This is a genomic window from Epibacterium sp. ABV4_022, assembly GCF_056159345.1.
This window is the reverse complement of the sequence record NZ_JBSWVA010000001.1, coordinates 1,874,190-1,900,035: the sequence shown is the minus strand read 5'-3', so window position 1 is coordinate 1,900,035 and position 25,846 is coordinate 1,874,190. Positions and strand designations below refer to the sequence as shown.

General features: G+C 63.5%; 25 protein-coding genes and 1 tRNA gene. 15 read left to right on the top strand and 11 right to left on the bottom strand.

Translation table 11 applies throughout. From position 1 onward, the window contains the following. Positions 1-64: 64 nt before the first annotated feature. Positions 65-1,342 (bottom strand): phosphopyruvate hydratase, encoded by a 1,278-nt coding sequence (gene eno / locus ACXAF5_RS08965; RefSeq protein ID WP_474946335.1) that lies wholly within the window; start codon positions 1,340-1,342, stop codon positions 65-67. Between the two features lie 247 nt (positions 1,343-1,589). On the opposite strand from eno, the gene ACXAF5_RS08960 reads away from it, so the two are divergent. Next, a complete protein-coding gene (locus ACXAF5_RS08960) occupies positions 1,590-2,828 on the top strand; it encodes an MFS transporter (RefSeq protein ID WP_474946334.1) in 1,239 nt (412 codons plus the stop codon). Between the two features lie 2 nt (positions 2,829-2,830). Here ACXAF5_RS08960 and ACXAF5_RS08955 read toward each other — a convergent pair whose 3' ends face one another. After that, the gene (locus ACXAF5_RS08955; protein ID WP_474946333.1) at positions 2,831-3,724 is read right to left on the bottom strand and encodes a DMT family transporter; all 894 of its coding nucleotides are present in this window, start codon (positions 3,722-3,724) and stop codon (positions 2,831-2,833) included. 141 nt (positions 3,725-3,865) lie between these two features. Continuing rightward, entirely contained in the window at positions 3,866-4,282 is a 417-nt protein-coding gene (locus ACXAF5_RS08950) for a Fur family transcriptional regulator (protein WP_239321817.1), read from the bottom strand. Positions 4,283-4,710: 428 nt separating this feature from the next. On the opposite strand from ACXAF5_RS08950, the gene ACXAF5_RS08945 reads away from it, so the two are divergent. After that, positions 4,711-6,045, top strand: coding sequence for a DEAD/DEAH box helicase (locus ACXAF5_RS08945; RefSeq protein ID WP_474946332.1), 1,335 nt, complete (start codon positions 4,711-4,713; stop codon positions 6,043-6,045). A gap of 230 nt (positions 6,046-6,275) precedes the next feature. Here the strand turns inward: ACXAF5_RS08945 and ACXAF5_RS08940 are convergent, their stop codons facing one another. Next, complete coding sequence (locus ACXAF5_RS08940; RefSeq protein ID WP_474946331.1) at positions 6,276-7,694, bottom strand: protein adenylyltransferase SelO; 1,419 nt, start codon at positions 7,692-7,694, stop codon at positions 6,276-6,278. 79 nt (positions 7,695-7,773) lie between these two features. Between ACXAF5_RS08940 and ACXAF5_RS08935 the strand changes: the two genes are divergently transcribed. After that, positions 7,774-8,214 carry a cupin domain-containing protein gene (locus ACXAF5_RS08935; protein ID WP_474946330.1) on the top strand — a complete coding sequence of 147 codons (441 nt, stop codon included), beginning with the start codon at positions 7,774-7,776 and terminating at the stop codon, positions 8,212-8,214. Between the two features lie 150 nt (positions 8,215-8,364). Here the strand turns inward: ACXAF5_RS08935 and ACXAF5_RS08930 are convergent, their stop codons facing one another. After that, positions 8,365-9,492: an anhydro-N-acetylmuramic acid kinase gene (locus ACXAF5_RS08930; protein ID WP_474946329.1), complete on the bottom strand. Its 1,128-nt coding sequence runs from the start codon at positions 9,490-9,492 to the stop codon at positions 8,365-8,367. Positions 9,493-9,634: 142 nt separating this feature from the next. Between ACXAF5_RS08930 and tyrS the strand changes: the two genes are divergently transcribed. Further along, entirely contained in the window at positions 9,635-10,882 is a 1,248-nt protein-coding gene (gene tyrS / locus ACXAF5_RS08925) for a tyrosine--tRNA ligase (RefSeq protein ID WP_474946328.1), read from the top strand. A gap of 125 nt (positions 10,883-11,007) precedes the next feature. On the opposite strand, the gene ACXAF5_RS08920 is transcribed toward tyrS, so the two are convergent. After that, entirely contained in the window at positions 11,008-11,160 is a 153-nt protein-coding gene (locus ACXAF5_RS08920; RefSeq protein WP_239321829.1) for a hypothetical protein, read from the bottom strand. 30 nt (positions 11,161-11,190) lie between these two features. Between ACXAF5_RS08920 and ACXAF5_RS08915 the strand changes: the two genes are divergently transcribed. Together ACXAF5_RS08915 and ACXAF5_RS08910 are read left to right on the top strand one after the other, a co-directional pair. Next, positions 11,191-12,114, top strand: a complete 924-nt coding sequence (locus ACXAF5_RS08915; protein WP_474946327.1) for a GNAT family N-acetyltransferase — start codon at positions 11,191-11,193, stop codon at positions 12,112-12,114. A gap of 92 nt (positions 12,115-12,206) precedes the next feature. Then, positions 12,207-12,962, top strand: coding sequence for an SDR family NAD(P)-dependent oxidoreductase (locus ACXAF5_RS08910; RefSeq protein WP_474946326.1), 756 nt, complete (start codon positions 12,207-12,209; stop codon positions 12,960-12,962). 146 nt (positions 12,963-13,108) lie between these two features. Here ACXAF5_RS08910 and ACXAF5_RS08905 read toward each other — a convergent pair whose 3' ends face one another. The 3 genes from ACXAF5_RS08905 to ACXAF5_RS08895 all read right to left on the bottom strand — a co-directional run bounded on the left by ACXAF5_RS08905 (position 13,109) and on the right by ACXAF5_RS08895 (position 16,372). Continuing rightward, entirely contained in the window at positions 13,109-14,914 is a 1,806-nt protein-coding gene (locus ACXAF5_RS08905) for an ABC-F family ATP-binding cassette domain-containing protein (RefSeq protein WP_474946325.1), read from the bottom strand. Positions 14,915-14,976: 62 nt separating this feature from the next. After that, a complete protein-coding gene (locus tag ACXAF5_RS08900; protein ID WP_474946324.1) occupies positions 14,977-15,753 on the bottom strand; it encodes a GNAT family N-acetyltransferase in 777 nt (258 codons plus the stop codon). Between the two features lie 148 nt (positions 15,754-15,901). Continuing rightward, a complete protein-coding gene (locus ACXAF5_RS08895; protein WP_239321838.1) occupies positions 15,902-16,372 on the bottom strand; it encodes an outer membrane protein assembly factor BamE in 471 nt (156 codons plus the stop codon). A gap of 86 nt (positions 16,373-16,458) precedes the next feature. Between ACXAF5_RS08895 and ACXAF5_RS08890 the strand changes: the two genes are divergently transcribed. The 8 genes from ACXAF5_RS08890 to ACXAF5_RS08855 all read left to right on the top strand — a co-directional run bounded on the left by ACXAF5_RS08890 (position 16,459) and on the right by ACXAF5_RS08855 (position 23,783). After that, positions 16,459-17,007, top strand: a complete 549-nt coding sequence (locus tag ACXAF5_RS08890; protein WP_239358915.1) for a YceD family protein — start codon at positions 16,459-16,461, stop codon at positions 17,005-17,007. Positions 17,008-17,230: 223 nt separating this feature from the next. Beyond that, positions 17,231-17,437, top strand: a complete 207-nt coding sequence (rpmF, locus tag ACXAF5_RS08885) for a 50S ribosomal protein L32 (RefSeq protein WP_005623419.1) — start codon at positions 17,231-17,233, stop codon at positions 17,435-17,437. Positions 17,438-17,478: 41 nt separating this feature from the next. Then, a complete protein-coding gene (plsX, locus tag ACXAF5_RS08880; protein ID WP_239321842.1) occupies positions 17,479-18,606 on the top strand; it encodes a phosphate acyltransferase PlsX in 1,128 nt (375 codons plus the stop codon). Between the two features lie 15 nt (positions 18,607-18,621). After that, positions 18,622-19,593, top strand: a complete 972-nt coding sequence (locus ACXAF5_RS08875) for a beta-ketoacyl-ACP synthase III (protein ID WP_474946323.1) — start codon at positions 18,622-18,624, stop codon at positions 19,591-19,593. Positions 19,594-19,680: 87 nt separating this feature from the next. Further along, positions 19,681-19,983, top strand: coding sequence for an integration host factor subunit alpha (gene ihfA / locus ACXAF5_RS08870; RefSeq protein ID WP_106164605.1), 303 nt, complete (start codon positions 19,681-19,683; stop codon positions 19,981-19,983). A 97-nt stretch (positions 19,984-20,080) separates the two neighbouring features. Then, on the top strand, positions 20,081-22,360 hold the full coding sequence (locus tag ACXAF5_RS08865; RefSeq protein WP_474946322.1) for a MerR family transcriptional regulator: 2,280 nt from the start codon (positions 20,081-20,083) through the stop codon (positions 22,358-22,360). A 103-nt stretch (positions 22,361-22,463) separates the two neighbouring features. After that, a tRNA-Pro gene (locus ACXAF5_RS08860) sits at positions 22,464-22,540 on the top strand. A gap of 163 nt (positions 22,541-22,703) precedes the next feature. Beyond that, on the top strand, positions 22,704-23,783 hold the full coding sequence (locus tag ACXAF5_RS08855) for a 2'-deoxycytidine 5'-triphosphate deaminase (protein WP_474946321.1): 1,080 nt from the start codon (positions 22,704-22,706) through the stop codon (positions 23,781-23,783). 8 nt (positions 23,784-23,791) lie between these two features. On the opposite strand, the gene ACXAF5_RS08850 is transcribed toward ACXAF5_RS08855, so the two are convergent. Then, positions 23,792-24,316 carry an Lrp/AsnC family transcriptional regulator gene (locus ACXAF5_RS08850; RefSeq protein ID WP_474946320.1) on the bottom strand — a complete coding sequence of 175 codons (525 nt, stop codon included), beginning with the start codon at positions 24,314-24,316 and terminating at the stop codon, positions 23,792-23,794. A gap of 86 nt (positions 24,317-24,402) precedes the next feature. On the opposite strand from ACXAF5_RS08850, the gene ACXAF5_RS08845 reads away from it, so the two are divergent. Further along, positions 24,403-25,599: an MFS transporter gene (locus ACXAF5_RS08845; protein WP_474946319.1), complete on the top strand. Its 1,197-nt coding sequence runs from the start codon at positions 24,403-24,405 to the stop codon at positions 25,597-25,599. On the opposite strand, the gene ACXAF5_RS08840 is transcribed toward ACXAF5_RS08845, so the two are convergent. Continuing rightward, positions 25,553-25,792 (bottom strand): hypothetical protein, encoded by a 240-nt coding sequence (locus ACXAF5_RS08840; protein WP_474946318.1) that lies wholly within the window; start codon positions 25,790-25,792, stop codon positions 25,553-25,555. The genes ACXAF5_RS08845 and ACXAF5_RS08840 overlap by 47 nt on opposite strands. Positions 25,793-25,846: the final 54 nt, after the last annotated feature.

The window sequence follows — 25,846 nt, the reverse complement described above, 5'->3', positions numbered from 1 at the left end:
TGCCGAAAAACGAAAAACGCCCCGGATTTCTCCGGGGCGCCTGTCACGATCAAAGGCGGAATGCTCAGCCCTTGAGGATCGAACGACCGGCGTATTCCGCGATCTCGCCGAGGGTTTCCTCGATACGGATCAGCTGGTTGTATTTCGCGAGCCGGTCAGAACGCGCCAGCGAGCCGGTTTTGATCTGACCACAGTTGGTTGCAACGGCGAGGTCGGCGATGGTGGCGTCCTCGGTCTCGCCCGAGCGGTGCGACATCACGTTGGTATAGCGCGCGCGATGCGCCATATCGACCGCCTGCAGGGTTTCGGTGAGCGAGCCGATCTGGTTCACCTTCACCAGCATGGAGTTGGCACAGCCGCGCTCGATCCCCTCGGCCAGACGCACCGGGTTGGTCACGAACAGATCGTCGCCCACCAACTGCACCTTGTCTCCGATCTGGTCGGTCAGCGCCTTCCAGCCGTCCCAGTCATCCTCGGACATGCCGTCCTCGATCGAGATGATCGGGTAATCATTGACCAGAGCGGCCAGATACGCGGCGTTTTCTTCCGAGGTCAGGGTCTTGCCCTCGCCGGACAGGACGTATTTGCCGCCTTTGTAGTACTCAGTCGCTGCACAATCGAGTGCGAGGTAGATCTCTTCGCCGGGCTTGTAACCCGCCTTCTCGATGGACTTCAGAATGAAATCAAGTGCTTCACGGGTGGAGGCAATGTTGGGGGCAAAGCCACCCTCATCGCCGATCCCGGTGGACAGACCCGCCGCCGAGAGCTCTTTTTTCAGGGTGTGGAACACTTCAGAGCCCATGCGGACCGCGTCGCGGATGTTCTCCGCGGCGACCGGCATGATCATGAATTCCTGAATGTCGATGGGGTTGTCCGCGTGCTCGCCGCCGTTGATGATGTTCATCATCGGCACCGGCAGAACCCGTGCGGAAGTGCCGCCGACATAGCGATAGAGCGGCTGGGTGGTGAAATCGGCTGCCGCCTTGGCCACCGCCAGCGACACGCCGAGGATGGCGTTTGCGCCCAGACGGCTCTTGTTGTCGGTGCCGTCGAGTTCGATCATCGCGCGGTCGATGGAGACCTGTTCGGTGGCATCAAAGCCGACCAGCTCATCGGCAATCTCGCCATTGACGGCCGCAACCGCCTCAAGCACGCCCTTGCCCATGTAACGGGACGTGTCGCCGTCGCGCTTTTCCACCGCCTCATAGGCACCGGTCGATGCGCCAGACGGCACCGCCGCGCGGCCCATGGTGCCGTCTTCGAGAACGACGTCGACTTCGACGGTGGGGTTGCCCCGGCTGTCGAGGATCTCGCGGGCGTGGATGTCGATAATGGTGCTCATCGCAAATGGTCCCTCACTGTGACACGATTTGCCCCCGGTCATAGCAAGCCCGTGTAAAAAGTAAACCGGAGGCGTTATCGCTAACGGATGTATTTCGAGAGGTTTAACCCTAACATTGGAAAATTTTCGCCAGCCCACCGATTGCCGCTCTGCACACCACGACAAAAATGACGCAGCAGGACCACGAAACCTCGGAGTGATAGCGCTCACCCTTGCGCCCGATCCTTAACAGGTCAAGCATACGCGCATGCCCAAACCCGTCCGATTCCACGAATTTCTTCTCAGCAATGCGCCCTATCTGTCGGCGGGTGTGCTGCTGACTTTTCTGTCGAGCTTTGGGCAGACCTTTTTCATCTCGGTCTTTGCCGGGCAGATCCAGACGGAGTTTGGTCTCAGCCATGCGGGCTGGGGCGGGCTTTATATGGTGGGCACCACGGCCTCGGCCCTGGTGATGGTGGCGGCGGGGGGCCTGTCGGACATTCTGCGGGTGCGCCAGCTCGGTGCGCTTGTGCTCTGTGGACTGGCGGCGGCCTGCGTGCTGATGGCGCTCAATCACAGCTACTGGGTCCTGCCGCTGTCGATTTTCGCGCTGCGGTTCTTTGGTCAGGGCATGAGCACCCATCTGGCGATCGTCGCCATGGCGCGGTGGTTTGTCGCCACGCGCGGACGGGCGCTGTCGATTGCGGCCCTTGGCGTCTCCCTCGGCCAGGCCCTCTTGCCACTGATCTTTGTGGCACTGATGACGATACTGGACTGGCGCACGCTCTGGCTGGTCAGCGCCGCGGTCTGCCTGATCGGCGCGCCGGTGTTGGTGCGGCTGCTGTCACAGGAACGCACGCCGCAATCGACATCAGAGGATGTCAGCAGCACCGGCATGGACAACCGCCACTGGACCCGCTGGGAGGCTCTGCGCTCCCCGGTGTTCTGGCTGATGGTGCCGTCCATTCTGGGACCTGCGGCCTTCACAACGGCATTCTTCTTTCACCAGCTCCATTTCGCCACAACCAAAGGCTGGACCCTGTTGGAACTGGTGGCGTATTTCCCCTTTTTCACCGTGATGTCGGTCGTCTCCATGCTGGTGGCGGGCTGGGCGCTGGACCGCTGGGGCGCGACACGGCTGATGCCGCTTTATCAGCTGCCCCTGGTCGCGGCCTTCGTCATCTTTGCCACCGTCTCCAGCGGGGTGGGCATGGCTGCGGGGTTCTTCTGCATGGCCGCCTCGGTCGGGGCGCATTCGGTGTTGCCCAGTTCGTTCTGGGCCGAGGTCTACGGCACCCGCAGCATCGGCGCGATCAAGTCGCTGGTGATGGCGGTTATGGTCTTTGGCACCGCCGTCGGGCCGGGCCTGACCGGGCTGCTGATCGATCTTGGCATCAGCTTTGACAAACAAGGCTATGGGATCGCGGTATATTTCCTGCTCACCACCCTCTGCATGGTGATCGGTGTCGCTGCGGCACGCGGGCGGCTCATCGCGGCGCCCGCCTGAGATCAGGCGGGCTGTACCGCCATCCGCGCAGCGCGACGGGCCAGACGCCGTTCACGCACAAAGGTATAAAGCCCGGTGGCAATGATCAGCGCCGATCCCAGCAGAGTCATCGCATCGGGGCGCTCGGCAAACACGATCGCGCCGCCAATCATCGAAAACACCAGACGCGAATAGCGGAACGGCGTGATGACCGCCGCATCGGCGATCCGCGTCGCGGTGACGATACCGTAATAGGCAATAACCCCGAACAGCGTGCCGCAGGCAAGCATGCCCCACTCGAACGAGGTCGGCGCGACCATCTGCTCGCCTGTGAGCAGCAACAGAAGCGCCCCGGCCACAACCACCGCCGCATAGGCCTGCACGCTGACGATCGACGACGGAATGCTGACATTCATGCGCCGGGTCATCAGGTCCCGCGCCGCCACACAAAGCACCGAGATAAGCACCAGCAGCGCGTTTGGCTCAAACCCCTCCAGACCGGGACGAATGATCAGCAGCACCCCGACAAAGCCGACAAAGATCGCGCTCCAGCGGCGCCAGCCGACCTGCTCGCCGAGGAACAGCGCCGCCCCCATGGTGATCGCCAGGGGCGTGGCCTGAAACACCGCCGCCACCACGGAGATATCCACCAGCGCCAGCGCGGTGGCAAAGCTCATCGCCGCCCCACCCTCTGCCAGCGCTCGCAGGATGGGCATCATCCGCCAGGCTGCCGGATTGCGCAGGCTTTGCCGCTGCACTGTCAGGGCGACGAAGAACACCACCCCGGCGCCCAGTCCGATCAGGATCAGGATCTGCCCCACCGGCAAACCGCCGGACAGCTGCTTGATGAACAGATCCTCGATGGTGAATCCCACCATGGCGACCAGCAGCAGCAGAATACCTTTAACGTTGTCCATGGCGTGCATCCTCATACGGCGGCGAAGTCGGGGTTGCTCCGGCATCGCGCGATGCGACCGGTTGACGCAAGCCGGAAAACACCGCGGCCTCACCAGAGTTTGTGACGCCAGCCATGACAATTCGTGATGAAAGGGCGGCGATCAGCCGTCGTTCTTGATCGGAACGCCGTAGAGTTCCAGCTTGTGCCCTTTCAGGCGATAGCCCAGCTTTGCGGCGATCTTTTCCTGAAGCGCCTCGATTTCGGGGTCGCAGAACTCGATCACCGCGCCGGTGTTGAGGTCGATCAGGTGGTCGTGATGGTCCCGGTCCGCATCCTCGTAGCGCGCGCGCCCGTCGCCGAACTCCAGCCTGTCGAGAATGCCGGATTCCTCGAACAGTTTTACTGTGCGGTACACCGTGGCCAGGGAAATCCCGTTGTCGATGGCGTTGGCGCGGGCATGCAGCTCTTCGACATCGGGATGATCGAGGCTTTCCTGAAGAACGCGGGCAATGGTCCGGCGCGGTCCGGTCATGCGCAGGCCCTGCGCCTCGCAGCGGGAAATGATCGTGTCGGTCATGCCTGTCTTATCCCTGTCACTCGATGCGGGGGTCCTTGCTTGGCGCTTCTTTTTAGCGAATGCAACCCCCGTCGAAAACAGCCAAGTCACACAACAGGTCATTGACATTTACCGCGCAGGCCGCCATTTGGCCTTCAGGCATACCCTCTGCCGCGTGAGCAGAGCCCCGTGACCACGCCGCCCCGCAAGGGACCGGCGCGTGATCTCCGGCCGGATCCCGGCAGGACATCACAGACATATCGGGGGCTGATCAGGGATGCCATGGTTCCAAGATCACGCGTGGGGCTAGTTGCGAGAGATCGGCCAGACGGCATGCGGCCGTCCGGGTCTGAGGTCTCCGCCCCACTGAATGATCGGGAGGTACGGCTGAACGCCTGCCCCCGAAACGGCTGTGCGCCTGCGGGCGGCAGCCGTCGAGAGGACGTTGAATGACTGAATTTTCCACGATGGATCTGCCCAAGCACCTGCACACCCGCATGGAAGCCATGGGCTTTAACACTCCGACCCCCATTCAGGCGCGCGCGATTCCGCATGCCCTGAACGGTCAGGATGTACTGGGTCTCGCCCAGACCGGCACCGGCAAGACCGCGGCCTTTGGTGTGCCGCTGGTGGCGCAGATGCTGGCATATGGCCACAAGCCCGCCGCCGGGACTGTGCGCGGTTTGATCCTTGCCCCGACGCGCGAGCTTGCAAACCAGATCGCCGAAACCCTCAAGGGTCTGACCGAAGGCAGCCCGCTCAAGACCGGGCTGGTGGTGGGTGGTGTCTCCATCAATCCGCAGATCAACCGGCTGTCCCGTGGTACCGACATTCTGGTCGCCACGCCCGGACGTCTCTTGGATATTCTCGACCGCAAGGCGCTGGATCTGGGATCTTGTGACTTTCTGGTTCTGGACGAGGCCGACCAGATGCTGGATCTGGGCTTTATCCATGCCCTGCGCAAGATCGCAGCGCTTCTGCCCGAAAAGCGCCAGACCATGCTGTTTTCGGCCACGATGCCCAAGCAGATGAACGAGATCGCAAATGCCTATCTCAAGAGCCCCGTACGCATTGAGGTGACCCCTCCGGGCAAGCCCGCCGCCAAGGTGACCCAGTCCGTGCATTTCATTGCCAAGGCAGAGAAACTCAGCCTTCTGAAGGAGTTGCTGGCCAAACATGATGGCGAGCGTACGCTGGTCTTTGGCCGCACCAAACACGGCATGGAAAAGCTGATGAAGGTGCTGGACAAGGCAGGTTTCAAGGCGGCGGCGATTCACGGCAACAAAAGCCAGGGCCAGCGCGAGCGGGCGTTGAAGGCCTTTAAGTCAGGCGAGATCACCGTGCTGGTGGCCACCGATGTGGCCGCGCGCGGTCTGGATATTCCGGATGTGAAATACGTCTACAACTACGAGCTGCCCAATGTGCCGGATGCCTATGTGCACCGGATCGGCCGCACCGCGCGTGCGGGCAAGGATGGTCAGGCCGTGGCCTTCTGTGCCCCCGATGAGATCGGCGATCTGAAGGCGATCCAGAAGACCATGAACATCACCATTCCCGTGGCCTCGGGCCGCGCCTGGGAAGAGCTGCCCGACCCGGCCGCGAAACCCGCACGTGGTGGCGGCGGACGTGGTCGCCCCGGTGGCGGTGGCGGCCGTGGCAAAGGCGGCGGCAAGCCCGGTGGCGGGCGCCGTCGCTTTGGCGGGGGCAAACCCGACGGGCAGCCCGGTGGTGGCGAAGCCCGGAACTCTACGGGCGGTGGCGGGCGGCGTCGGCGCCAGTCCTGAACGAAGCGCCCTTGCGAGCAGCGCGCCTGCGGCGCGCAGGCTCAAGATCCGTGGATCTTGAGCCTCCCTCCCGGGCATCCTCCCGCCCCTTTCACAGGCGCTAAAGCGCCAACAAAAGTGTTGGGCCGCGCAGGCCGCGCCGAAGGCGCGGCCTGCGCCCCCGGGCGACGCGGAACGCGGCGCAAACCCTCTTGCCTTGGCAGAGGATAGATACAGGACAATTCCGCCGTTCAGGTGCCGCAGAACGTCGCCTGCACCACCTCATCCTCCGCAGGCGGGCGGCGCAGATCGGCAAATTCTTCGCTGGTCTCAAACGGCGCTGCCAATGCGGTCATCAGACGCTCGAACGGTGCATAATCACCTGCCACCGCCGAGGCGATCATCTGCTCGATCCGGTGGTTGCGCGGGATCAGAACCGGGTTGGCGCGCGCCATCCGCGCGTCGGTATCCGTTTCGCTTTCGATACGCTCTTTCCAGCGCGCCTCCCAGGCGTCAAAGCTTGCAGGCTCAAGAAACTGATCGCGGGCATGTCCCTCCAGAAGCGCACGGAAGCAATTGGTGAAATCGGCCTGCCCTTGTGCCATCACTTGCAGCAGATCGCTCACCAATTCCAAATCTCCCTCAGCGACAGTGCCGATGCCGATCTTTGCACAGAACCGACGCAGCCAGGCTTCCTGCAACAGATCCGGCATGGCGTGGACGATTTCGGTTGCCTCTTCCAGCACGCTTTCGGGATCGTCCTCCAGCTGGATCAGCGCCGTGGCGAGTTGCGCGAGGTTCCAGACCGCGATCTGCGGCTGGTTCGCATAGGCATAACGCCCGGTGCGATCAATCGAGGAAAACACCCGATTTGGATGATAGACGTCCATAAAGGCGCAGGGACCATAATCGATGGTTTCCCCCGCAATGGAGCAGTTATCCGTATTCATCACCCCATGAATGAACCCCACGCCCATCCACGCGGAGATCAACTCCACCTGTGCATCCCGCACCGCTCGCAGCAATCCCATCACCCCCTGCGCCTCCGGGTAGTGGCGTGCAATAGCATAGTTCGTGAGGGTCCGCAGCGCCTCGTGATGGCCGCGCGCGGCAAAGATCTGAAAGGTGCCCACGCGCAGATGGCTCCGCGCCACGCGGGTCAGAACCGCCCCGGGCAAGCCGCCCTCGCGCCAGACCGTCTCGCCCGTTTCCACGGCAGCCAGCGCCCGCGTGGTCGGGATGCCAAGCGCGTGCATGGCCTCAGAGACGACATATTCCCGCAGAACCGGGCCGAGCCATGCGCGCCCGTCGCCATTGCGCGAATAAGGCGTGGGACCCGAGCCTTTGAGCTGGATATCACGGCGGATGCCATCGGTGCCCACAACCTCGCCCAAGAGCACCGCGCGCCCATCGCCAAGCTGCGGGTTGTAGCTGCCAAACTGATGCCCCGCATAAAGTTGCGCCAGCGGGTCAGCCCCCTCAGGCACCACATTGCCGCTAAAGATGTCAGCCAGTTCCTCATCGCGCCCGCGGGCGATCCCCAATCGGGCGGCAAGCGCGTCATTGAAGGCAATGAGCCGAGGGGCCTTTACCGGGGTTGGGGCCTGCCGGCTGTAGAACTCAGGCGCAAGTTGCGCATATGTATTGTCAAACGGGATATCGAGGGTCATGAGCCAAACATATGCCGCCCCACCCGAATTACCACCCGCAATCACACCAACTTCGGAGCCGTAGTGCATGACGCAGGACATGAGCGCAGATGAGATTATCCAGATCCTTGGACTGGAACGTCACCCCGAAGGCGGCTGGTACCGCCAGACCTGGGTTGAGGACCCCGGCGAAGACCCCCGTGACCCCTCGTCTCGGCCCTGTGGCACCTGCATCTACTTCCTGCTTGGCGCGGGCGAGCGCAGCCACTGGCACCGGGTCGATGCCACGGAAATCTGGCTCTATCACGCCGGCGCGCCGCTCATCCTCTCCCTTTCAGAGACCGACCAGGGCCCGGCCAGCGATCACCTCCTGACCCCAAACCTGCGGGAGGGCCGCCCGCAGGTGATTGTTCCCAAAGATCACTGGCAAGCCGCACGCAGCACTGGCGCGTGGACATTGGTCAGCTGCACGGTGTCGCCGGGGTTTGAGTTTTCCGGCTTCACCCTCGCGCCAGACGGCTTTGACATTCCACGCAACTAACCACGCCTGAGGTATTTCGCTTCGGGCAAAGCCCGAAGCGACCCGCGCCGCGCAGCCGTTCCGGCTGCGCGGCGCTCGGCCCAACGGGAGCGGGTGCATTTCATATGCGGCCCGCGACGGGCGGGAGCCTCCCCGCACCTAAGAAACACATTAACTGGCGCGCGCAGTCCAGCCCTCGGGCACCGTCACGATACCGCCTCCAACGCAGGCGCGCACCCCGGTTGTGCGGGGTGCGGAGGTTGCCATGCCCCGCGCCACCCGCACCGCCAGATAGGCAAAGGCCTGCGCCTCCAACATATCGCCATCCAGCCCAACGGCCTCCACTGGCTCCACCGGGCAATCCAGCGACACGCTAAGCATTTCCATCAACACCGGGTTATGCCGCCCCCCACCGGTCACAAGCGCCTTTGCAGGGGCCTCGGGGCAATGGTCCATCCCCTGCGCCACCGCAGCGGCGCACATGGCCGTAAGTGTGGCAGTGGCATCCGCATCGCTCAACTCGGTCACAAGGCCGATCATCTCCGGAAAATCATTTCGGTCCAAAGACTTCGGTGGCATCCTTGAGAAATAGGGCTCTGCCAGAAACAGCTCCAGCGCGCCATTCTCGACCACACCTTCACTGGCCACCTTGCCGCCCTCATCCATCTGCAGGCCAAGACGCGCCTGCAGGAAATCATTGATCGGCGCATTGGCAGGCCCTGTGTCAAACGCCAGCAAAGCACCGGCATCCTCGGGGTGCTCCACCCGCGGATCGACGTAGGTGAGATTGCCGACCCCGCCGAGGTTCAGAAAACACAACGGCTCCGTTGCACCAATATAGCGCGCGCAGGCGTGGTGAAAGAACGGCGCCAGCGGCGCACCCTCGCCGCCCATACTGACATCATCAGTGCGGAAGTCCCAAACCACCGGTCGCCCCAGTGCCTCTGCCAGGGTGCCACCATCGCCCACCTGAAGCGTGCCCTGCAAGCGCGGCGCATGGGCCACCGTCTGGCCGTGAAATCCGATCAGATCCACATCCAGATGATCCTTCATCACCTCGATATGCGCGGCCTCGACCACCCGTGCCGCCGCCGTCACCGCATCACCACTCCATTGGCCGAGGGCCGCCCGCAGCACCTCACGCTCCGCGCTTGAATAGGCGCGATAGCCCGTCTCGCCAAAGCCGAAGATCGCCTGCCCGTCGGTCTCCAGGACCGCAACATCCACCCCGTCGAGCGATGTCCCGCTCATCGCGCCCAACGCCCGCACCGGGCCTGACTTGGATATGGCTCTGCCCATCTCTGCACTCTTCCTTGCAAAACCGGGCCGTCCCGCCCGTTGGCAGACATATTACACCGCGCATTTTGTCCCGAAAACAGGTTCCAACCCTTCGCGATGCGATTTATACAGCCGCTTGCATATTCAAAAGCCGAGGCATGCTATGACCTACCATCCGAAATCGGACTTCATCGCCATCATGATGGAACGCGGGTTCCTGGCGGATTGCACCGATTATCAGGGTCTCGATGAGGCGCTGGTGAGCGGTACGCAGACGGCATATATCGGCTATGACGCCACAGCACAGTCGCTGCATGTGGGTCACCTTCTGAACATCATGATGCTGCGCTGGCTGCAAAAGACCGGCCACCGTCCGATCACCCTGATGGGCGGCGGCACCACCAAGGTCGGCGATCCCTCCTTCCGCTCGGACGAACGCCCCTTGCTCGGCCCCGAGCAGATCGACGCCAATATCGCCGGCATGCAGAAGGTCTTTGCCAAATACCTCGACTACGGCGAGACCGGCGCGATGATGCTGAACAACGCCGAGTGGCTGGACGATCTCAATTACCTTGAGTTCCTGCGCGACATCGGCCGGCATTTCTCGGTAAACCGAATGCTGTCCTTCGAGAGCGTGAAATCGCGTCTGGATCGCGAACAGTCGCTGTCCTTCCTCGAATTCAACTACATGATCCTGCAGGCTTATGACTTCCTCGAGCTGAACCGCCGCTATGGCTGCGTTTTGCAGATGGGCGGCTCGGATCAATGGGGCAATATCGTCAACGGTATCGACCTGACACGCCGGGTGCTGGATCACGAGATCTTTGGCCTGACGTCGCCGCTCTTGACCACCTCGGACGGGCGCAAGATGGGCAAATCTCAAGGTGGCGCGATCTGGCTCAATGACGAGATGCTGAGCGCCTATGAGTTCTGGCAGTTCTGGCGCAACACCACCGACGCGGATGTGGGACGTTTCCTGAAACTCTATACCGAGCTGCCGGTTGCGGAATGCGACCGTCTGGGCGCACTGCAAGGGTCCGAAATCAACGAGGGCAAGATCATCCTCGCCAATGAGGTCACGACGCTCCTGCACGGGGCCGAGGCCGCCAAAGCCGCAGAGGCCACCGCGCGCGAAGTGTTCGAGAAAGGCGGCGTGGGCGATGATCTTCCGACCCTGTCGCTCTCGGCTGCAGAGCTGGGCGAAGGTATGTCGATCGTGCAGATCATTGTAAAATCGGGTCTGGCCAAATCCGGCAAGGAAGCCAAGCGGCTGATTTCCGAGAATGGCGCAAAGCTCGATGATGCGCCGCTTACGGATGCGGGGTTGATGATCGACGCAGCAGCGCTTGCGTCGCCGATCAAGCTCTCTGCGGGCAAAAAACGCCACGCGCTGGTGCAGCTCGACGGCTGAGCGCCTCGCGCAGATCAAGACCTGTCAGGAGGGGCGTTGCCCCTCTTGGCCTGCGGCCCATTCACCCCAGGATATTTGGGGTTAGCAGAATGTGCTCTGTGATTTCGCACCTTTCGGCTTCCGCGTTAGAGGAAGGCGAAATCGATCAACGTCAGGATGACAAAGGTTGGGATTGACAGAACCGTGGCGATCAGCAGCGCCGCGCATTTTGTCATGCGCGCGCCGGGGGCGGTTTTTCCGTAGATTTTAACGGCCTTTTTCATGCTCTCATTAACCATGAATTAGGTTTCCATCCTGTTAATGGCGTCATGTTTGATCTTGGCTCCGCAGCTGTCATGCCCCGCACCCTGAAGCGTACAGAAACCATCCGCGCGCTCCCGCAATCGACCGAGTTTTCGCGTGCTCTGCAGATGCTGGGGCAGCCCCCGATGCATCTGGACCGCATGCAGGATATGCTCGTGCTGCGGCGGAAGATCTGGGGCCTGCCGGTTGCGATGATCAACCGGGCGGAGTTTCACAAACCCGCGCGCCTGCTGGAAATTCTGCAGGAAGAAGGGCTGCGACGCACCCCGGTGATCCTGTCGCCGGAGCGCCCGGTGCCCGAGCTTGCGCGCCTCGGGGCATTGCCCCTGATGACTCCGGCCAGTGTCGGGGTTCTGGATATCCATCCGGATCGTACGCTGCGACGCAGCGGGCTGGAGCAGAAATGGCGCAATCGCCTGTCCCATGCCGAAGCACAACCGCTGCGGATCACCCGGCAGAATATGCCGATGGCCCCCGATCACTGGCTCCTGCGCGCGGATGCCGCCCAACAGCAGAAACGCCGCTATCGCAGCTGGCCCACCGCGCTGACCCTGGCCTACGGCGAGGCCAATCGCGGCGCGGCCAAGCTGTTTGAGGCGCATGAGGGGCGCGAAACGGTGGCGGGCATTCTGGTGCTCACCCATGGCGACGGCGCCACCTATCACATTGCCCACAGCACGGATCGCGGACGAATTCTGTCGGCGCATAACCTGTTGATGTGGAGTGCAATGGACTGGCTCGCCAGCAAGCGCATTCGCCAGCTCGATCTTGGGGTGATCAATACCGAGGACGCCAGCGGGCTTGCCCGGTTCAAACTTGGGACCGGTGCCCGTCTCGAACGGCTCGGTGGGACGTGGCTCTATTGGCCGCCGCTGGGGCGGCGACTGGCGCCTCTGGCCTCGATCGACCTGAACCTGATGGGCACCTGATCCGAGGGCCAGGAGCCCGGGACAGCACTGGACAGCCTCCTCTTGCCGTGGTTATTTGAACGCGTGTTCATTTCATGGGAGGAGCGGGACAGATGAAACTCGCAACCACACGCGCCGTGGTCACTGGCGGCGCATCCGGTCTGGGCGAGGCCACCGCCCGTCATTTCCGCAGTGCGGGCGCCGAGGTGACCATTTTGGACCGTGATGTTGATCGCGGCACCAAAATCGCCGAAAGCATCGGTGCGCATTTTGCTGAAACCGATGTGACCAGCGAGGACAGTGTTGAGGCTGCAATTGCACTGGCGGTGGAGAAAATGGGTGGATTGAGCGCGGCTGTGAACTGTGCCGGCATTGCCCACGCGATCAAAACGGTTGGCCGCGATGGCCCGCATCCCTTTGGCGCGTTTCAGAAAACCGTCGATATCAATCTGGTGGGGAGTTTTAACGTCTCGCGTCTGGCGGCGGCAGAGATTGCAAAAAACACCCCCGAAGCAGATGGCGCGCGGGGCGTCATCATCAACACCGCTTCGATCGCCGCTTTTGACGGTCAGAAGGGCCAGGCTGCCTACGCGGCCTCCAAGGGGGGGATCGTGGGCATGACCCTGCCCATGGCACGAGATCTGGCCTCTTCAGGGATTCGGGTGATGGCGATTGCACCGGGAATTTTCATGACGCCGATGCTGGCGGGCCTGCCCGAAGAGGCGCAGGCTCAGCTTGCCGCCGATGTGCCAAACCCCGCTCGCCTAGGGCAGCCGGAGGAATACGCACGTCTGGCCGGGTCTATCGTCGAAATGGGCTATCTGAATGGCGAGGTGATCCGCCTCGACGGTGCATTGCGGATGCGTTGACGCCCAGATGTCAACGGCGGGAGCCCTCCCGCCCGTCCTCACCGCCCCAAAGGGACGGATCGATCCCGTTGGGCCGAGCGCCGCGCGCGCCCCGCAGGGGCGCGCGCGGCGCTGGTCGCTTCGGGCAAAGCCCGAAGCGAAACACCTCATCCGGCCGCTTTTTCTTCCAATAGCAGCCATTCCTCTTCGGATGCGGCCAGTTTTTCCTGACGCTCCACAAGCGCCTCAGTGGCTTTCTTGAACTTCACCGGTTCACGCGTGAACAGCTCTGGATCTGCCATCAGCTCTTCGAGCTTGGCGATCTCCTTTTCCAGCCGGTCAATCTCGTCGGGCAGCGCCTCAAGCCGGTGCTTTTCCTTGAAACTGAGCGCCTCTTTGGGCGATTCGACCTTTGGCTTCGGCTTAGAGACTTTTGTTTTTTCGACCTTTTCGAGTCCCTCTACCGGCGCGCGCTGTGCGAGGTAGTCGCTCCATCCGCCCGCATAGGCCGTGGCCTGCCCCTGCCCTTCCATCGCCACCGTCGTGGTCGCCACACGATCCAGAAAATCGCGATCATGGCTCACCAGCAGCACGGTGCCGTCATAGGCGTCCAGAAGCTCCTGCAGCAGGTCCAGCGTCTCCACGTCGAGATCGTTGGTCGGCTCGTCCAGCACCAACATATTCGACGGGCGCGCCATCAATTTGGCCAACAGCAGCCGGGCCTTTTCACCGCCCGAAAGCGAGCGCACCGGCGCGCGGGCCTGGCGCTCGTCAAAGAGGAACTCCTTGAGATAGCCCACCACATGTTTGGGCTGTCCGCGCACCATCACCTGATCCGCCTTGCCGGAAATCCCCATCAACGGATCAGCCGTGAGGTTCTCCCACAGGCTCGAATCACCATCGAGCTGATCGCGGGTCTGATCGAACACGGCGATTTCCAGATTGGTGCCCAGTTTGACCGTGCCCTCATCCGGGGTTTCCTGCCCCAAGAGCATCTTCAACAGCGTCGTCTTGCCCACCCCGTTGGGGCCGACAAAGGCGACGCGCTCGCCGCGCTGCACCGTGAGGGACAAGTGGTTGAGGATCTGCTTGTCGCCAAAGCTCTTGGCGATGCCCTCGGCCTCGATCACCTTACGGCCGGATTTTGGCCCCGCCTCCAGTTCCATCGCCGCCGCGCCCTGCCGCTTGATCTGGCTGGCGCGTTCGGATTTCAGATCCTGCAAGGCGCGCACCCGGCCCATGTTGCGTTTGCGCCGGGCCGAGATCCCCTCAACCGCCCAGCGGCTCTCGGATTTGATCAGCCGGTTGAGCTTGTGGCGCTGCATGTCCTCGTCTTCCCAGACCTTGTCGCGCCACGCCTCGAAATGCTCAAACCCCTTGTCCTGACGGCGTACCTGACCACGGTCCACCCAGAGCGTGGCGCGGGTGAGTGCGCGCAGGAACGCCCGGTCGTGCGAGATCAGCACAAAGGCGGCGCGCGTCGCGGCCAGCTCGCTCTCCAGCCAGGAAATCGCTTCAATATCAAGGTGGTTGGTCGGCTCGTCCAAGAGCATCAGCTCAGGCGCTTCGGCCATGAGTTTGGCCAGCGCAGCGCGGCGACGCTCGCCACCGGAGGCGGTCTCCACCGGGCGAGCGGGATCGAACTTCAGACCTTCGCCCGCGCGCTCCACCTTATAAAGTTCGCCGGGCTCCAGCTCAGAGGACGCAAAATCCCCCAGCGTGGCAAACCCCTCCATCTTGGGGTCCTGCTCCATATAGCCCACGGAATTTCCGGGCGGGATCACGATGGAGCCGGCATCCGCCTCCACAAGACCGGCCATGACTTTCATCAAGGTCGATTTACCCGACCCATTGCGCCCCACAAGCGCCACCCGGTCACCGGGTTGCACCACGAGGTCGAGGTCGGAAAACACCGGATCGCCACCAAAGGTCAGCGAAATCCCGGACATCTGCAAAAGAGGAATACGTGCCATAGGAGCGGAGCTAAACCGCGCCGCTGCCTTCGTCAACGTATCATGAGATGCAGAGGGTCTGCCTAGCCCGCAACAGCCCGCAGCAGGCGTTTGCGGGCGGGGGGGATGGCACCGATCTCAAGGCCGGTGAACACATGCAGCGTGTTCATATGCCGGTCGACCACCGCGTGATCGCTGACCCAGCCGCCCATCATCAGATAGGTGCGCAGCAAGGGCGGCATCCTGAGCATCGCCTTTTTGGCGTCGGGTTTGCGGCGCAGCCGCGCGGCAAAGCGGAACACATCGGGCGCTTTGACACGGGGCAGCCAGCGTTTGGGGGCCAGATGGCGATGTTTCAGCATCGCAAAGGCGTCCAGATAGTCTTCGGTCTCGGTCCCGGCAAACGACGAACAGCCAAACAGCATCTGGATGTTTTCGCGATCCACAAAGGTGGTCATCGCCCCCCATGCGACCCGCAGAATGTCCGGGTCGTTCCAGCCCTGATGGATGCAGAACCGGCCCATTTCCACCATCCGGCCCTCAAAATCCTGCAAGCCCGAGAGATCGTAATACTGCGCCGAATAGGTGCGCGCGACCTCGGCGCCGCCTTCCAGAACCAGCATGCGGAAACAGCACACCAATGCCCCGTTGCGTGTATCTTCGACCAGCACATGGGCGCAGGTGTCGTCAAACTCGTCGCGGTCGATTTGCGCGGTGCGAAAACACAAGGTCCGCAGCGCCTGAACAGCGGCAACATCCGCAGGGCTCGCTGCAAGCCGGGCACGGTATCGCCCCTTGCTCAGCAACAGGCCGTCATCATCACTGTCGGTGGGGCGGGAAGAGCGGGAGGGAATCGCCATTATGTGCTCGCGTCTGCTCATGTTTCCGTCGCAACCATCCCGTCCGGGACGAGATGTTGCGCTTTGCTATCATGACACATGTGAAGCCCGAGTGACGAATTCACCCCCAACTGCCGGATTTCACGCCTGAGGGGCGGCGTGAAACGCGTTACTGTTGCAAGAAGCTGCCCGGGTTGAAGTTGCCCAGGTTGCCGATCAGCTGACGCAGGAAGGTCTTGTCCTGCAGGCTCGAATCGGTGACCCGGCGCTCCAGCGGGATGGCGCGGCCGTCCTCCAGCGTGTAGCGCTGCACGCTGTCCACCACGCCGCGCCCGTCAAAGGTGATCGCCACCAGATCGCGCGAGACCACCTGCGGTGCCTTGGCCCCATAGAATTTCATCCGCGAGGTCACATAATAATAGCCGCTGTCATCCACCAGAGAGTCGATGGTGGGTTCCCCGACGGTTTCCGCCACCGAGTCGCGGGTGTCGACGCCGACCACTACCTCGTTCAGCAATTCGGGACCGGGCACCCAGCCATGCTTGCGATATTGCGCCGTACAGGCCGTCACGACGACAACGGAGCCGACCAGTAGCGCGGTCCGCAGCACGGATTTAACGGTCTTCGGTGTTGCAAACATGCGCATCCCCTGCCCATCGGCTTGATTAAGACTGAAGTCCCGATTACCTAAACCGGGCCTGTGGTTCAAGAAATGAAAGTACGCACGTGAGTTCAGACCCGACATCCCCGACCGCCAAGCGGGTGGCCGACCTGCCCCAGAACCGCCCGGTGCCCTTCACATTGGCGCCCGAGGCCGGCGTCCTGGCAGAGCTGGCGCGCGAACTGGACGTCGAGACGCTGCGCAAGCTGCGCTTTGAGGGCGAGATCAAGGCCCGCGGCAAACGCGACTGGACGCTCTCCGGCAAGCTCGGCTTCACCGTGGTGCAGCCCTGCGTGGTGACGCTGGAGCCGGTGACCACCCGCATCGACACGACGGTCGAGCGGCTGTTCCTGGCCGATCTGCCGGTGCCGGAGGCCAGCGAGGTCGAAATGGGCGAGGATGACAGTATCGAACAGCTCGGCGATGTCATCGACCCCTTCGAGGTCATGGTCGAGAGTGTCGCGCTGCACCTGCCGCAATATCCGCGCAAGGCGGATGCCGAACTCGGCCAGCATCTGCATGCCGAACCCGGCACCACCCCGATGACGGATGAGGACACCCGCCCCTTTGCCGGGCTTGCAGATCTGCTGAAACCGGGCGACAAGGACAACTGAACGCGCCCGCCGCGCCTGCGACACCGCACTCTGCCAAAAAACCGCTTGCGCAAACGCAGATTCGCAGTATTTTCGCGCGCTCATCGGAATTTTTGGTTGGACATCGGGACGGCTGCGGCCTACACGCACGTCACACCGCCCGTCAGACCGATTGACACGGAAACATGAAACGCGCCCGACGGCTCCTGCTGCCTGACGGCCCCAGTTAGACAAAGGTTGAGACATGGCTGTCCAACAGAACAAAGTATCCAAATCGCGCCGCAACAACCGCCGCGCGCACGATGCCCTGGTTGCTGCAAACCCGAACGAATGCTCGAACTGCGGTGAACTGCGTCGTCCCCACCACGTGTGCCCCTCCTGCGGTCACTACGACGACAAGGAAATCGTTGCACAGGCCGACGAGATCGACCTGGACGAAGACGCAGCCTGAGCCAAAACGGGATCACGAATGCCAGGCAGGCACGCAGTCGTATGACGGGTAACACCGCTCCATCGCAGGCAGATGCCCGCCGCACCGTGATTTCGGTGGACGCCATGGGTGGTGATGCCGGACCCGCAGTTGTGGTCTCTGGCATCTCCAAATCCGCCCGCAAGAACCCGGACATCCGGTTTCTTCTGCATGGCCCCATCGAACAGCTGGAACCACTCGTGGCCCGCAGGAAGCACCTGAAGGGCCGCGTGGAACTCCGTGACGCGCGCGACGTCGTCACGATGGAAGACAAGCCAAGCCAGGTCATGCGCAACGGCAAGGGCACCTCTATGTGGTCTGCCCTGGAAGCGGTGCGCAATGGCGAGGCCGCTGGCGTCGTCTCCTGCGGCAATACCGGCGCGCTGATGGCGCTGTCGATGCTGCGCCTGCGTAAGCTGCCTGGCGTCAATCGACCGGCGATCGCGATTCTCTGGCCCTCGCGCAATCCGCAGGGGTTCAACGTCATGCTCGACGTCGGCGCCGATGTGCGCGCCGATGCAGAGGATCTGCTGCAATACGCCCTGATGGGCACCTCCTACACCCGCAATTCGATGGACATCCCCTGCCCGCGCGTCGGGCTGCTGAATGTCGGCACCGAAGAGCACAAGGGCCGCGCCGAGCTGAAAGAGGCCTATAGCCTCATCGCCCAGAACGCGGAAAAGGCGAATTTCGAATTTGTCGGCTTTGTCGAGGGCAGCGATATTCCCGGCGACATCGCCGATGTGATCGTCACCGACGGCTTTACCGGCAATGTGGCGATCAAGACCGGCGAAGGCACCGCCAGCCTGTTGCGCTCCGCCATGCGCGAGGCCTTCGAATACTCCGTCCTGTCGCGTCTGGCGGCGCTTCTGGCCTATACCTCGCTGTCGCGCCTGTCCAAGCGCATCGACCCGCGACGGGTCAATGGCGGGATCTTTCTCGGGCTGAACGGCACCGTCGTCAAATCCCACGGCGGCGCCGATGCGACCGGCGTGTCGGCCGCGGTCAAACTCGCGTTTCTTCTTGCTGAACAGGGCTTTGCGGAAAAGCTCGCGGCCCGGGTTGCATCCGCCGTAGAGCTTGCCCAAGATGACGCAGCGTCCACCGACGCAGACGAGCCCGGCGATTCTGAGGCCGGGCACACGAAGTAAAAGGCAGGGAAACGAATGACGCGACGCGCAGTTGTGATTGGCGCAGGGCACTACCTCCCAGAACGCATTGTAGAAAACGCGGAATTCGAAGCCACGCTGGATACGTCCGACGAATGGATTCGCTCCCGTTCCGGCATCGAGCGCCGTCACTTTGCCGCGGAGGATGAGACCACCTCTCAGATGGCCACCCGCGCGGCCGAAGAGGCACTGAAATCCGCTGGGCGCAGCGCATCGGAGGTGGATGCCATCATCCTGGCAACCTCCACCGCCGATCTGACCTTCCCTTCTGCCGCCACCATGGTGCAGTCGCAGCTGGGCATGACCAACGGCTTTGCCTTCGACGTACAGGCGGTCTGCGCCGGTTTTGTCTATGCGCTGTCCAATGCCAACGCGCTGATAGCATCAGGTCAGGCCGACCGGGTGCTGGTGATCGGCGCGGAGACCTTTTCGCGCATCATGGACTGGACCGACCGCTCCACCTGCGTGCTGTTCGGAGATGGCGCCGGGGCGCTGCTTCTGGAGGCGCAGGACGGCGCTGGCACCGCGGACGACCGTGGCATCCTGGCCACAGACCTGAACTCCGACGGGCGCTACAAGGACCTTCTTTACGTGGACGGGGGCGTGTCGACCCAGTCCACCGGCCATCTGCGCATGCAGGGCAACCAGGTGTTCCGCCACGCGGTGGAAAAACTCGCCGCCACCGCCCATACCGCGCTGGCGCGCGCCGGGGCCAGCGCCGAGGATGTGGACTGGATCGTGCCGCATCAGGCCAATATCCGCATCATCCAGGGCACCGCCAAGAAGATGGGCTTGTCGATGGACAAGGTGGTCGTGACGGTTCAGGATCACGGGAACACCTCTGCTGCCTCGATTCCTCTGGCGCTCTCGGTCGGGGTCGAACGTGGCCAGATCAAACCGGGCAACCTCATCGTGACCGAAGCCATCGGCGGCGGTCTGGCGTGGGGTGCCGTGGTTTTGCGTTGGTAATACGGCCGAAACCGCGCCTTCCAATTCATTGATATTGACAGGGAAATTGCCCTCGCCCTATTGTTTTTGAAAACAACGGGGATGGCAATGACTGAAAAGACGATTACGAGAATGGATTTGAGCGAAGCCGTGTTTCGCGAAGTTGGCCTGTCGCGCAACGAAAGCGCTCAGCTGGTCGAGAGCATGTTGCAACACATGTCCGACGCGCTGGTGCGGGGCGAGCAGGTGAAAATCTCCTCTTTCGGCACCTTCAGCGTGCGGGACAAATCCGCCCGCGTGGGGCGCAATCCCAAGACCGGTGAAGAGGTCCCGATCCAGCCGCGTCGGGTGCTGACCTTCCGGCCCTCGCATCTCATGAAGGACCGGGTCGCCGACGGTAACCGGAAATAAACCAAGATCTGATAGCGAGCGCCAATCAGAACCGGCCCCCTCCGGGGCCGCAACCCGTGCGGAGCTTTCGCACCCAGAACAGTAGAAGGTCGCCCCAATGTCCAAGTCCCCTGACGCCTTTCGCACCATCAGCGAAGTCGCGGAATGGCTGGATATCCAGGCCCATGTGCTGCGGTTCTGGGAAAGCAAGTTCAACCAGGTCAAACCGGTGAAACGTGCCGGCGGGCGGCGCTACTATCGCCCCTCCGACATGCTGCTGTTGGGTGGCATCCAGCACCTGCTGCACGAGGAAGGGCTGTCGATCAAGGACACGCAGGCACTGATCCGCGAAAAGGGCGTGCAGCATGTTCAGGCGCTCTCCAAATCGCTCGATCCCGAAGAGGAGCCGGTCGAGGCCAAACCGGTCAGCAAATGGGCGGACGAGGATCAAGCCTCTGATCCCGCAGAGAAAGCCCCGCGTCGAAGCGCCCTGGATCGCGACCCGCCGGAAGGCACGGAACCGCCGCCGCGCAAGGCCGCTCCGCCCACGCCGCCCCCTTTTGAGCCACCGTCGGCAGCGCCGTCCACGCCACCAGCCGCCCCCCCGTCCGATGCCGGACCGGCGGCCCCCGCGCCCGCCACCGTGCGTCCTGATGCGGCCCCCAGCAGCCCCGCGCCGGATGGGACCGAGGCTGACGTCGCGCAGGCGCCGCCCGCCGCCACCAGCGCAGAGCAGCCGCAGGCGCCCGATGCCGCCGTGGCCCCCGTCCCCCCGGGCCCCCAGGGGCCATCGGCAGAACCGGACCAGCCCATCGCCGCGGATCCCGCCGCCCCCGCAACCTCTCCCGAGGTCAGCGCTGGGACAGCGCGCGCTGCGGAGCCCACCGAGACCAGCGCGCATCCGACCGCCCCGGCGGAGCCTGAGGTCACGCGATCGCCTGCCCCGGACACAGCGCCGACACCGCCGCAGACCGCCGAGATTGAGTCCGCATCCGTCCCCACAGCCCCTGACGTCGCTGGCGCAACCGACGCGAACAACGAGGCTGACACGGGCACACCGCCGCCAGCCGCGCCCGCGCCCTCACGCGGCGGGCAGATCGCCATGCCCTTTGATCTGCCTGACACGCCGCCGCCGACCCGCGACATGGCAACACAGGCCGCAGAGACCGCACGCCTTGTGCCCAAACCTCCGTCAGCATCCGCCCCGGCGCAGGCGGCGGACGGCCAGCCTGATTTCTTCTCCGCCCCCGCAGCGCCTGCTGCATCCGCTGAGAGGGCCCCATCCGACGATGACGGAGGGGCTCCTTCCGCGCCGGACAGCGCGCCGATGGCCACGGACGCGGCGCACGAGACGCCGCCGCACCCCTCATTGCCCCAAGCCGATCACAGCGTCGCTACGCCAGGCGCCACGCCCGGGATCGACCCCACCGCCGAGATCGAAGAGAGCGCTGCACCCAACGACGCCGCGCCTTCCGTGGCCGCTGAGGCCGGAGCAGCGCCCGCACCCTCGATGGCAACACCGGCCCCCTCTTCCGCCCCCTCGGCCACAGACAGCGCCGGGATAGAGGCATCTGATGCCGCCGCCCAGACCGACGCGCCGGACATGCCACAGGCTGAAGAGCCATCCGCACCCGCGACCGAGACCTCCGACGCGCTGACCTCTGACACACTGGCCTCCGACAGACCGGACCCTGTTGCCTCCGCGCCAAGCCAGACGCCAGAGCCGGATGCCCCTGACGACGGGGAAAATGCCGAGACCCGCACGGTTTCGGAGATTGCCGAGGCCATGGCGGCCGTATCCGCCGGGATGCCTCCGGAGCCTCAGTCCGAGGTCGAACTGGGCGCAGACAGCGATCCGGTGCCGGATGCCGCTGCGGACGATGCTGCTGTGGAAGCAGCCCCTCTGGATGCAGCGGAGGCGCAGCCCGGCGACAGCGCTCCGACCGAGGACACATCCGCCGGCACCGAGATCGACACCGATGACACACCGGAGCAGAACGTGCCTGCCGCTGCCGCCCCTGCGGACACAAGCGCAGAACCGCGCGATCAGGACGCGGCCGCAGAGGCGCCTGCCGAGGACGTGTCGGCCACTGAGACCACAGCGCCCGATCCTGCTGCCAGCTCCGACACCGATGCTCTTGAGGCCGTCCCGCACGGCGCGCCCGATCAGGACCCCACAGAGGACGCCGGCACCGAGAGCCTGCACGATCAGGTAGGCGCCCCCCTAAGGGCCCGCGTTGTGGACGCGCCCGATCCGCCGCTCCATGGCCTCTCCGGCACCGGTGCCGCGCAGGGTCCCTTGGCGCGTCTGTCGGCGCTGTCCGGCCTGCCCCCTGCCGCCCGTGCCGAACTTGCTGCAATCGTCGAAGACCTGCGCGCCTGCCTGCCCCCGCGCTGATCCCACAGCACAGACGCGCGGTGCAGAGGTGCCTTGAAAAAGCGTGAAAAAATCAAATTCGCCTCTTGCCCCTGCCGCAAAAAGCAGTAGAAAGCTCCAACAACGGGCTATGGCGCAGCCTGGTAGCGCGTCCGTCTGGGGGACGGAAGGTCGCAGGTTCGAGTCCTGCTAGCCCGACCATAACAAAACGCCCGAGCGGTCATCGCTCGGGCGTTTGTGTATCCGCCGCCTGCTTTGCCGTTGGTTTTCCAAAAGATTTCGCGGCGTGCATCGCATATGTTGTGGCACGACAGAATATGCGTCAGCCTCCCTCGGGACAGGGACGCCATCAGGGGAACGGCATATGACCGGTGTTTTGCCCAGCCAGACGATCGAAACCATGCTCGCGCGCGCGGAAATCAAACTCGCCGCCCCCTTGATTGAGGGCCAGATCCAGCCCGCCAGCCTCGATCTGCGTTTGGGCACCGTTGCTTACCGGGTGCGTGCGTCGTTCCTCGCAGGTCAGGGTCGCACTGTGGCCGAGCGGCTTGAAGAGTTTGAAATGCACCGCATTGACCTCAGCGATGGCGCGGTGCTGGAAAAGGGCTGCGTCTATGTGGTGCCTTTGATGGAATCGCTGGACCTGCCCTCAGACGTCACCGCCGTGGCCAATGCCAAAAGCTCCACCGGACGGCTCGACCTTCTCACCCGCACCATCACCGATGGCGGCGAAGAGTTCGACCGCATCCGCGCAGGCTATTCCGGGCCGCTCTATGCCGAGATCTGCCCACGGTCGTTTTCCGTTCTGGCGCGTCCCGGCATGCGCCTCAATCAGATCCGCTTTCGCAACGGTCAGGCGGTGCTTGACGACGCCGCTCTGGCCACGCTGCACGCCGAAACCCCGCTGGTGGATGGCGAGGCTGTGATCGAGGATGGGCTGGGCTTTTCCGTCGATCTGCGCCTGCCCGGCACCGATCTGGTGGGCTACCGCGCCAAACCGCACACCGGCGTGATCGACCTCGACCGGATCGCCGCTTACGACCCCCGCGACTATTGGGAGGAAGTGCGCAGCGACAAGGGCCGGATCATCCTTGATCCGGGCGCGTTTTATATCCTTGTGAGCCGCGAGGCGGTGCATATTCCGCCCGAGTACGCCGCTGAGATGGCGCCTTATCTTGCGATGGTGGGCGAGTTCCGGGTGCATTACGCGGGCTTTTTTGATCCCGGCTTTGGTCATGCCGAAGCGGGCGGCGCTGGCTCTCGCGGGGTGCTAGAGGTGCGCTGCCATGAGGCGCCGTTTGTGCTCGAACACGGGCAAGTGGTGGGCCGTCTGGTCTATGAGCGCATGGCCGAGCTGCCGCAACAGCTCTATGGCGCGGGCATTGCCTCGAACTATCAGGGTCAGGGGCTGAAGCTCTCCAAACATTTCCGCGTGCCGGAGTAACCGCCAGATCAACTCGGGTAGCTGGCGCGTTCCAGATCCGCCGTGACATCGGCCTGCGCCGCGCGCTCCAACACCGTCGACAATGTCAGATAGGTGCTGGTGCCGCGCACGCCCTCAATGTCGTAGATCCTGGACAACAGCCCCTCCAGCGCATGCGGGCTTGCGACGCGGACCTTCATGATCAGGCAAGTATCCCCGGTGGTGGAGTGGATTTCCTCCACTTCGGGAAACTGCTCCAGCGCGATAATCTCGCGGGTCTTGCCCCAGCCGATGGTATCGACATGAATAAAGGCGAGGATGGGTTTGCCCACCTGCGCGCCGTCGATCTGTGCTACGGTGGCCTTGATCGCGCCCGACGCCCGCAACCGTTTCACCCGTTCATGCACCGCCGGGGCCGAGAGGCCGACCTGCTCGCTGATGGCGGCATAGGATTGGGTTGCGTCGCGGCTCAACGCGCCTAATATTTTTCGGTCCAGGGCATCAATGCCCCGGCTGGAACGGGAGCTGCTCCGAATGGTCTCTGTTTTTTCCATCGCTCGGTCTTTAACATCTTCACAGAATGAGTTTCACCGATTAGGCCAAACTGCCGAATGAAATTCAACATCAATCGAGACCTCTCATGTCACCTTCTGCCCCGCCGCTCTGGATCTCTATCGCCACACTGATGTGTGCCATTGCCATCGTGGGCACCAATGCGCTGCTGCTGTCGCCGCTGGTGCAGACGGTGGGGGCGGATCTTGCGGCCAGCCCGGCGCAGGTGCTCTGGGCCTCCAGCGGCTATGGGCTTGGCGTGGCAGCGGCGGCGCTATTGCTTGCGCCCATAGGCGACCGCATCGGTGCAGGTCGGCTGTTGCGGATGGCCCTCGCCGCGCTGACGCTTGGCTTTATCGCCAGCGCACTGGCCCCCACGCTGGTCGCCCTGATCGCAGCACAGGTGCTCTGTGGGAGTGCCGGGGGGGCCGCACTGCCGTCGATCTACACCATGGCCGCCGTGATCGCGCCCAAGGGTCGCGAGGCCCGTGTGGTGGGCGCGGTTCTCACCGGCTGGACACTGTCGCTGGTGCTGGGCGTCAGCCTTGCCGCGTGGAGCGCAGAGCTGGTGGGCTGGCGCATGGTCTACGGCGCGCTCGCCGCGCTCTGTGCGCTGGTCTGGGGGCTCAGTGCTCCGCTGGCACGTCTGGACGAGCCCGGCGGTTCGGCAAGCTCACCTCTGAGCGCGCTGCGGGTTCCGGGGATGGGACGCGGCATTCTGGCCTCTGTCGGGCTGATGCTCAGCTTCTATGTGACCTATTCCTACACCGGCGCCCATGCCACGGTCACCCTTGGTCTCAGCACCGGTCAGGCGGGGCTGTTGCCGCTGATCTATGGGCTTGGCTTTGGCGGCGCGGTGCTTCTTGACCCGCTGTTGGACCGGATCGGCATGGCGCGGGCCACAACGCCGGTCTTCCTCGCGCTGAGCCTTGTTTACGTGGCGATGGGCGTTTTTGGTGCGAGCTACCCGCTGTTTCTTGCACTGGCGGTTCTGTGGGGGATCTTCCAGCACTTCGGGCTGAACCTGCTGGTGGCGCGTCTGACGGTGCTGGATGTGCGCCAGCGCGGCGCCATCATGGGGCTTTACTCCACCACCACATATCTCAGCGTCTTTGCAGCCCCGTTTGTCGGCGGGATCGGATTTCAAACCCTCGGCATCCTTGGCTGTGTGCTGATATCAGCCGCGCTCACCACCATTGCCGCGATCGAGGCGTTAAGCCTGCGCCGCACGCTCCCCTTCAGGACTGATCCCGCTGCGCCCGACGTGCCCGACGCGCCTGCCTGACTTCACGGATGCGCTCACGCTCGGCCTGTTCCTCCGGGGTGCGTTCGGCGGGCTGCGGCGGGTGATCGCCACGGCTTGATTTCTTGCCGCCGCCCCGTTTGGCGACAGCGTTGATCCCGGCGTTTACGCCCGCGTTCACCGCCCGCCCAATCAGGCGGCGCAGGACCATATTGGCGATCCGGTCAAATCCCATAAAAACCTCGCTGGGGTTGCTGTGATATCAACTGCACCCTTCCATATAGGGGCG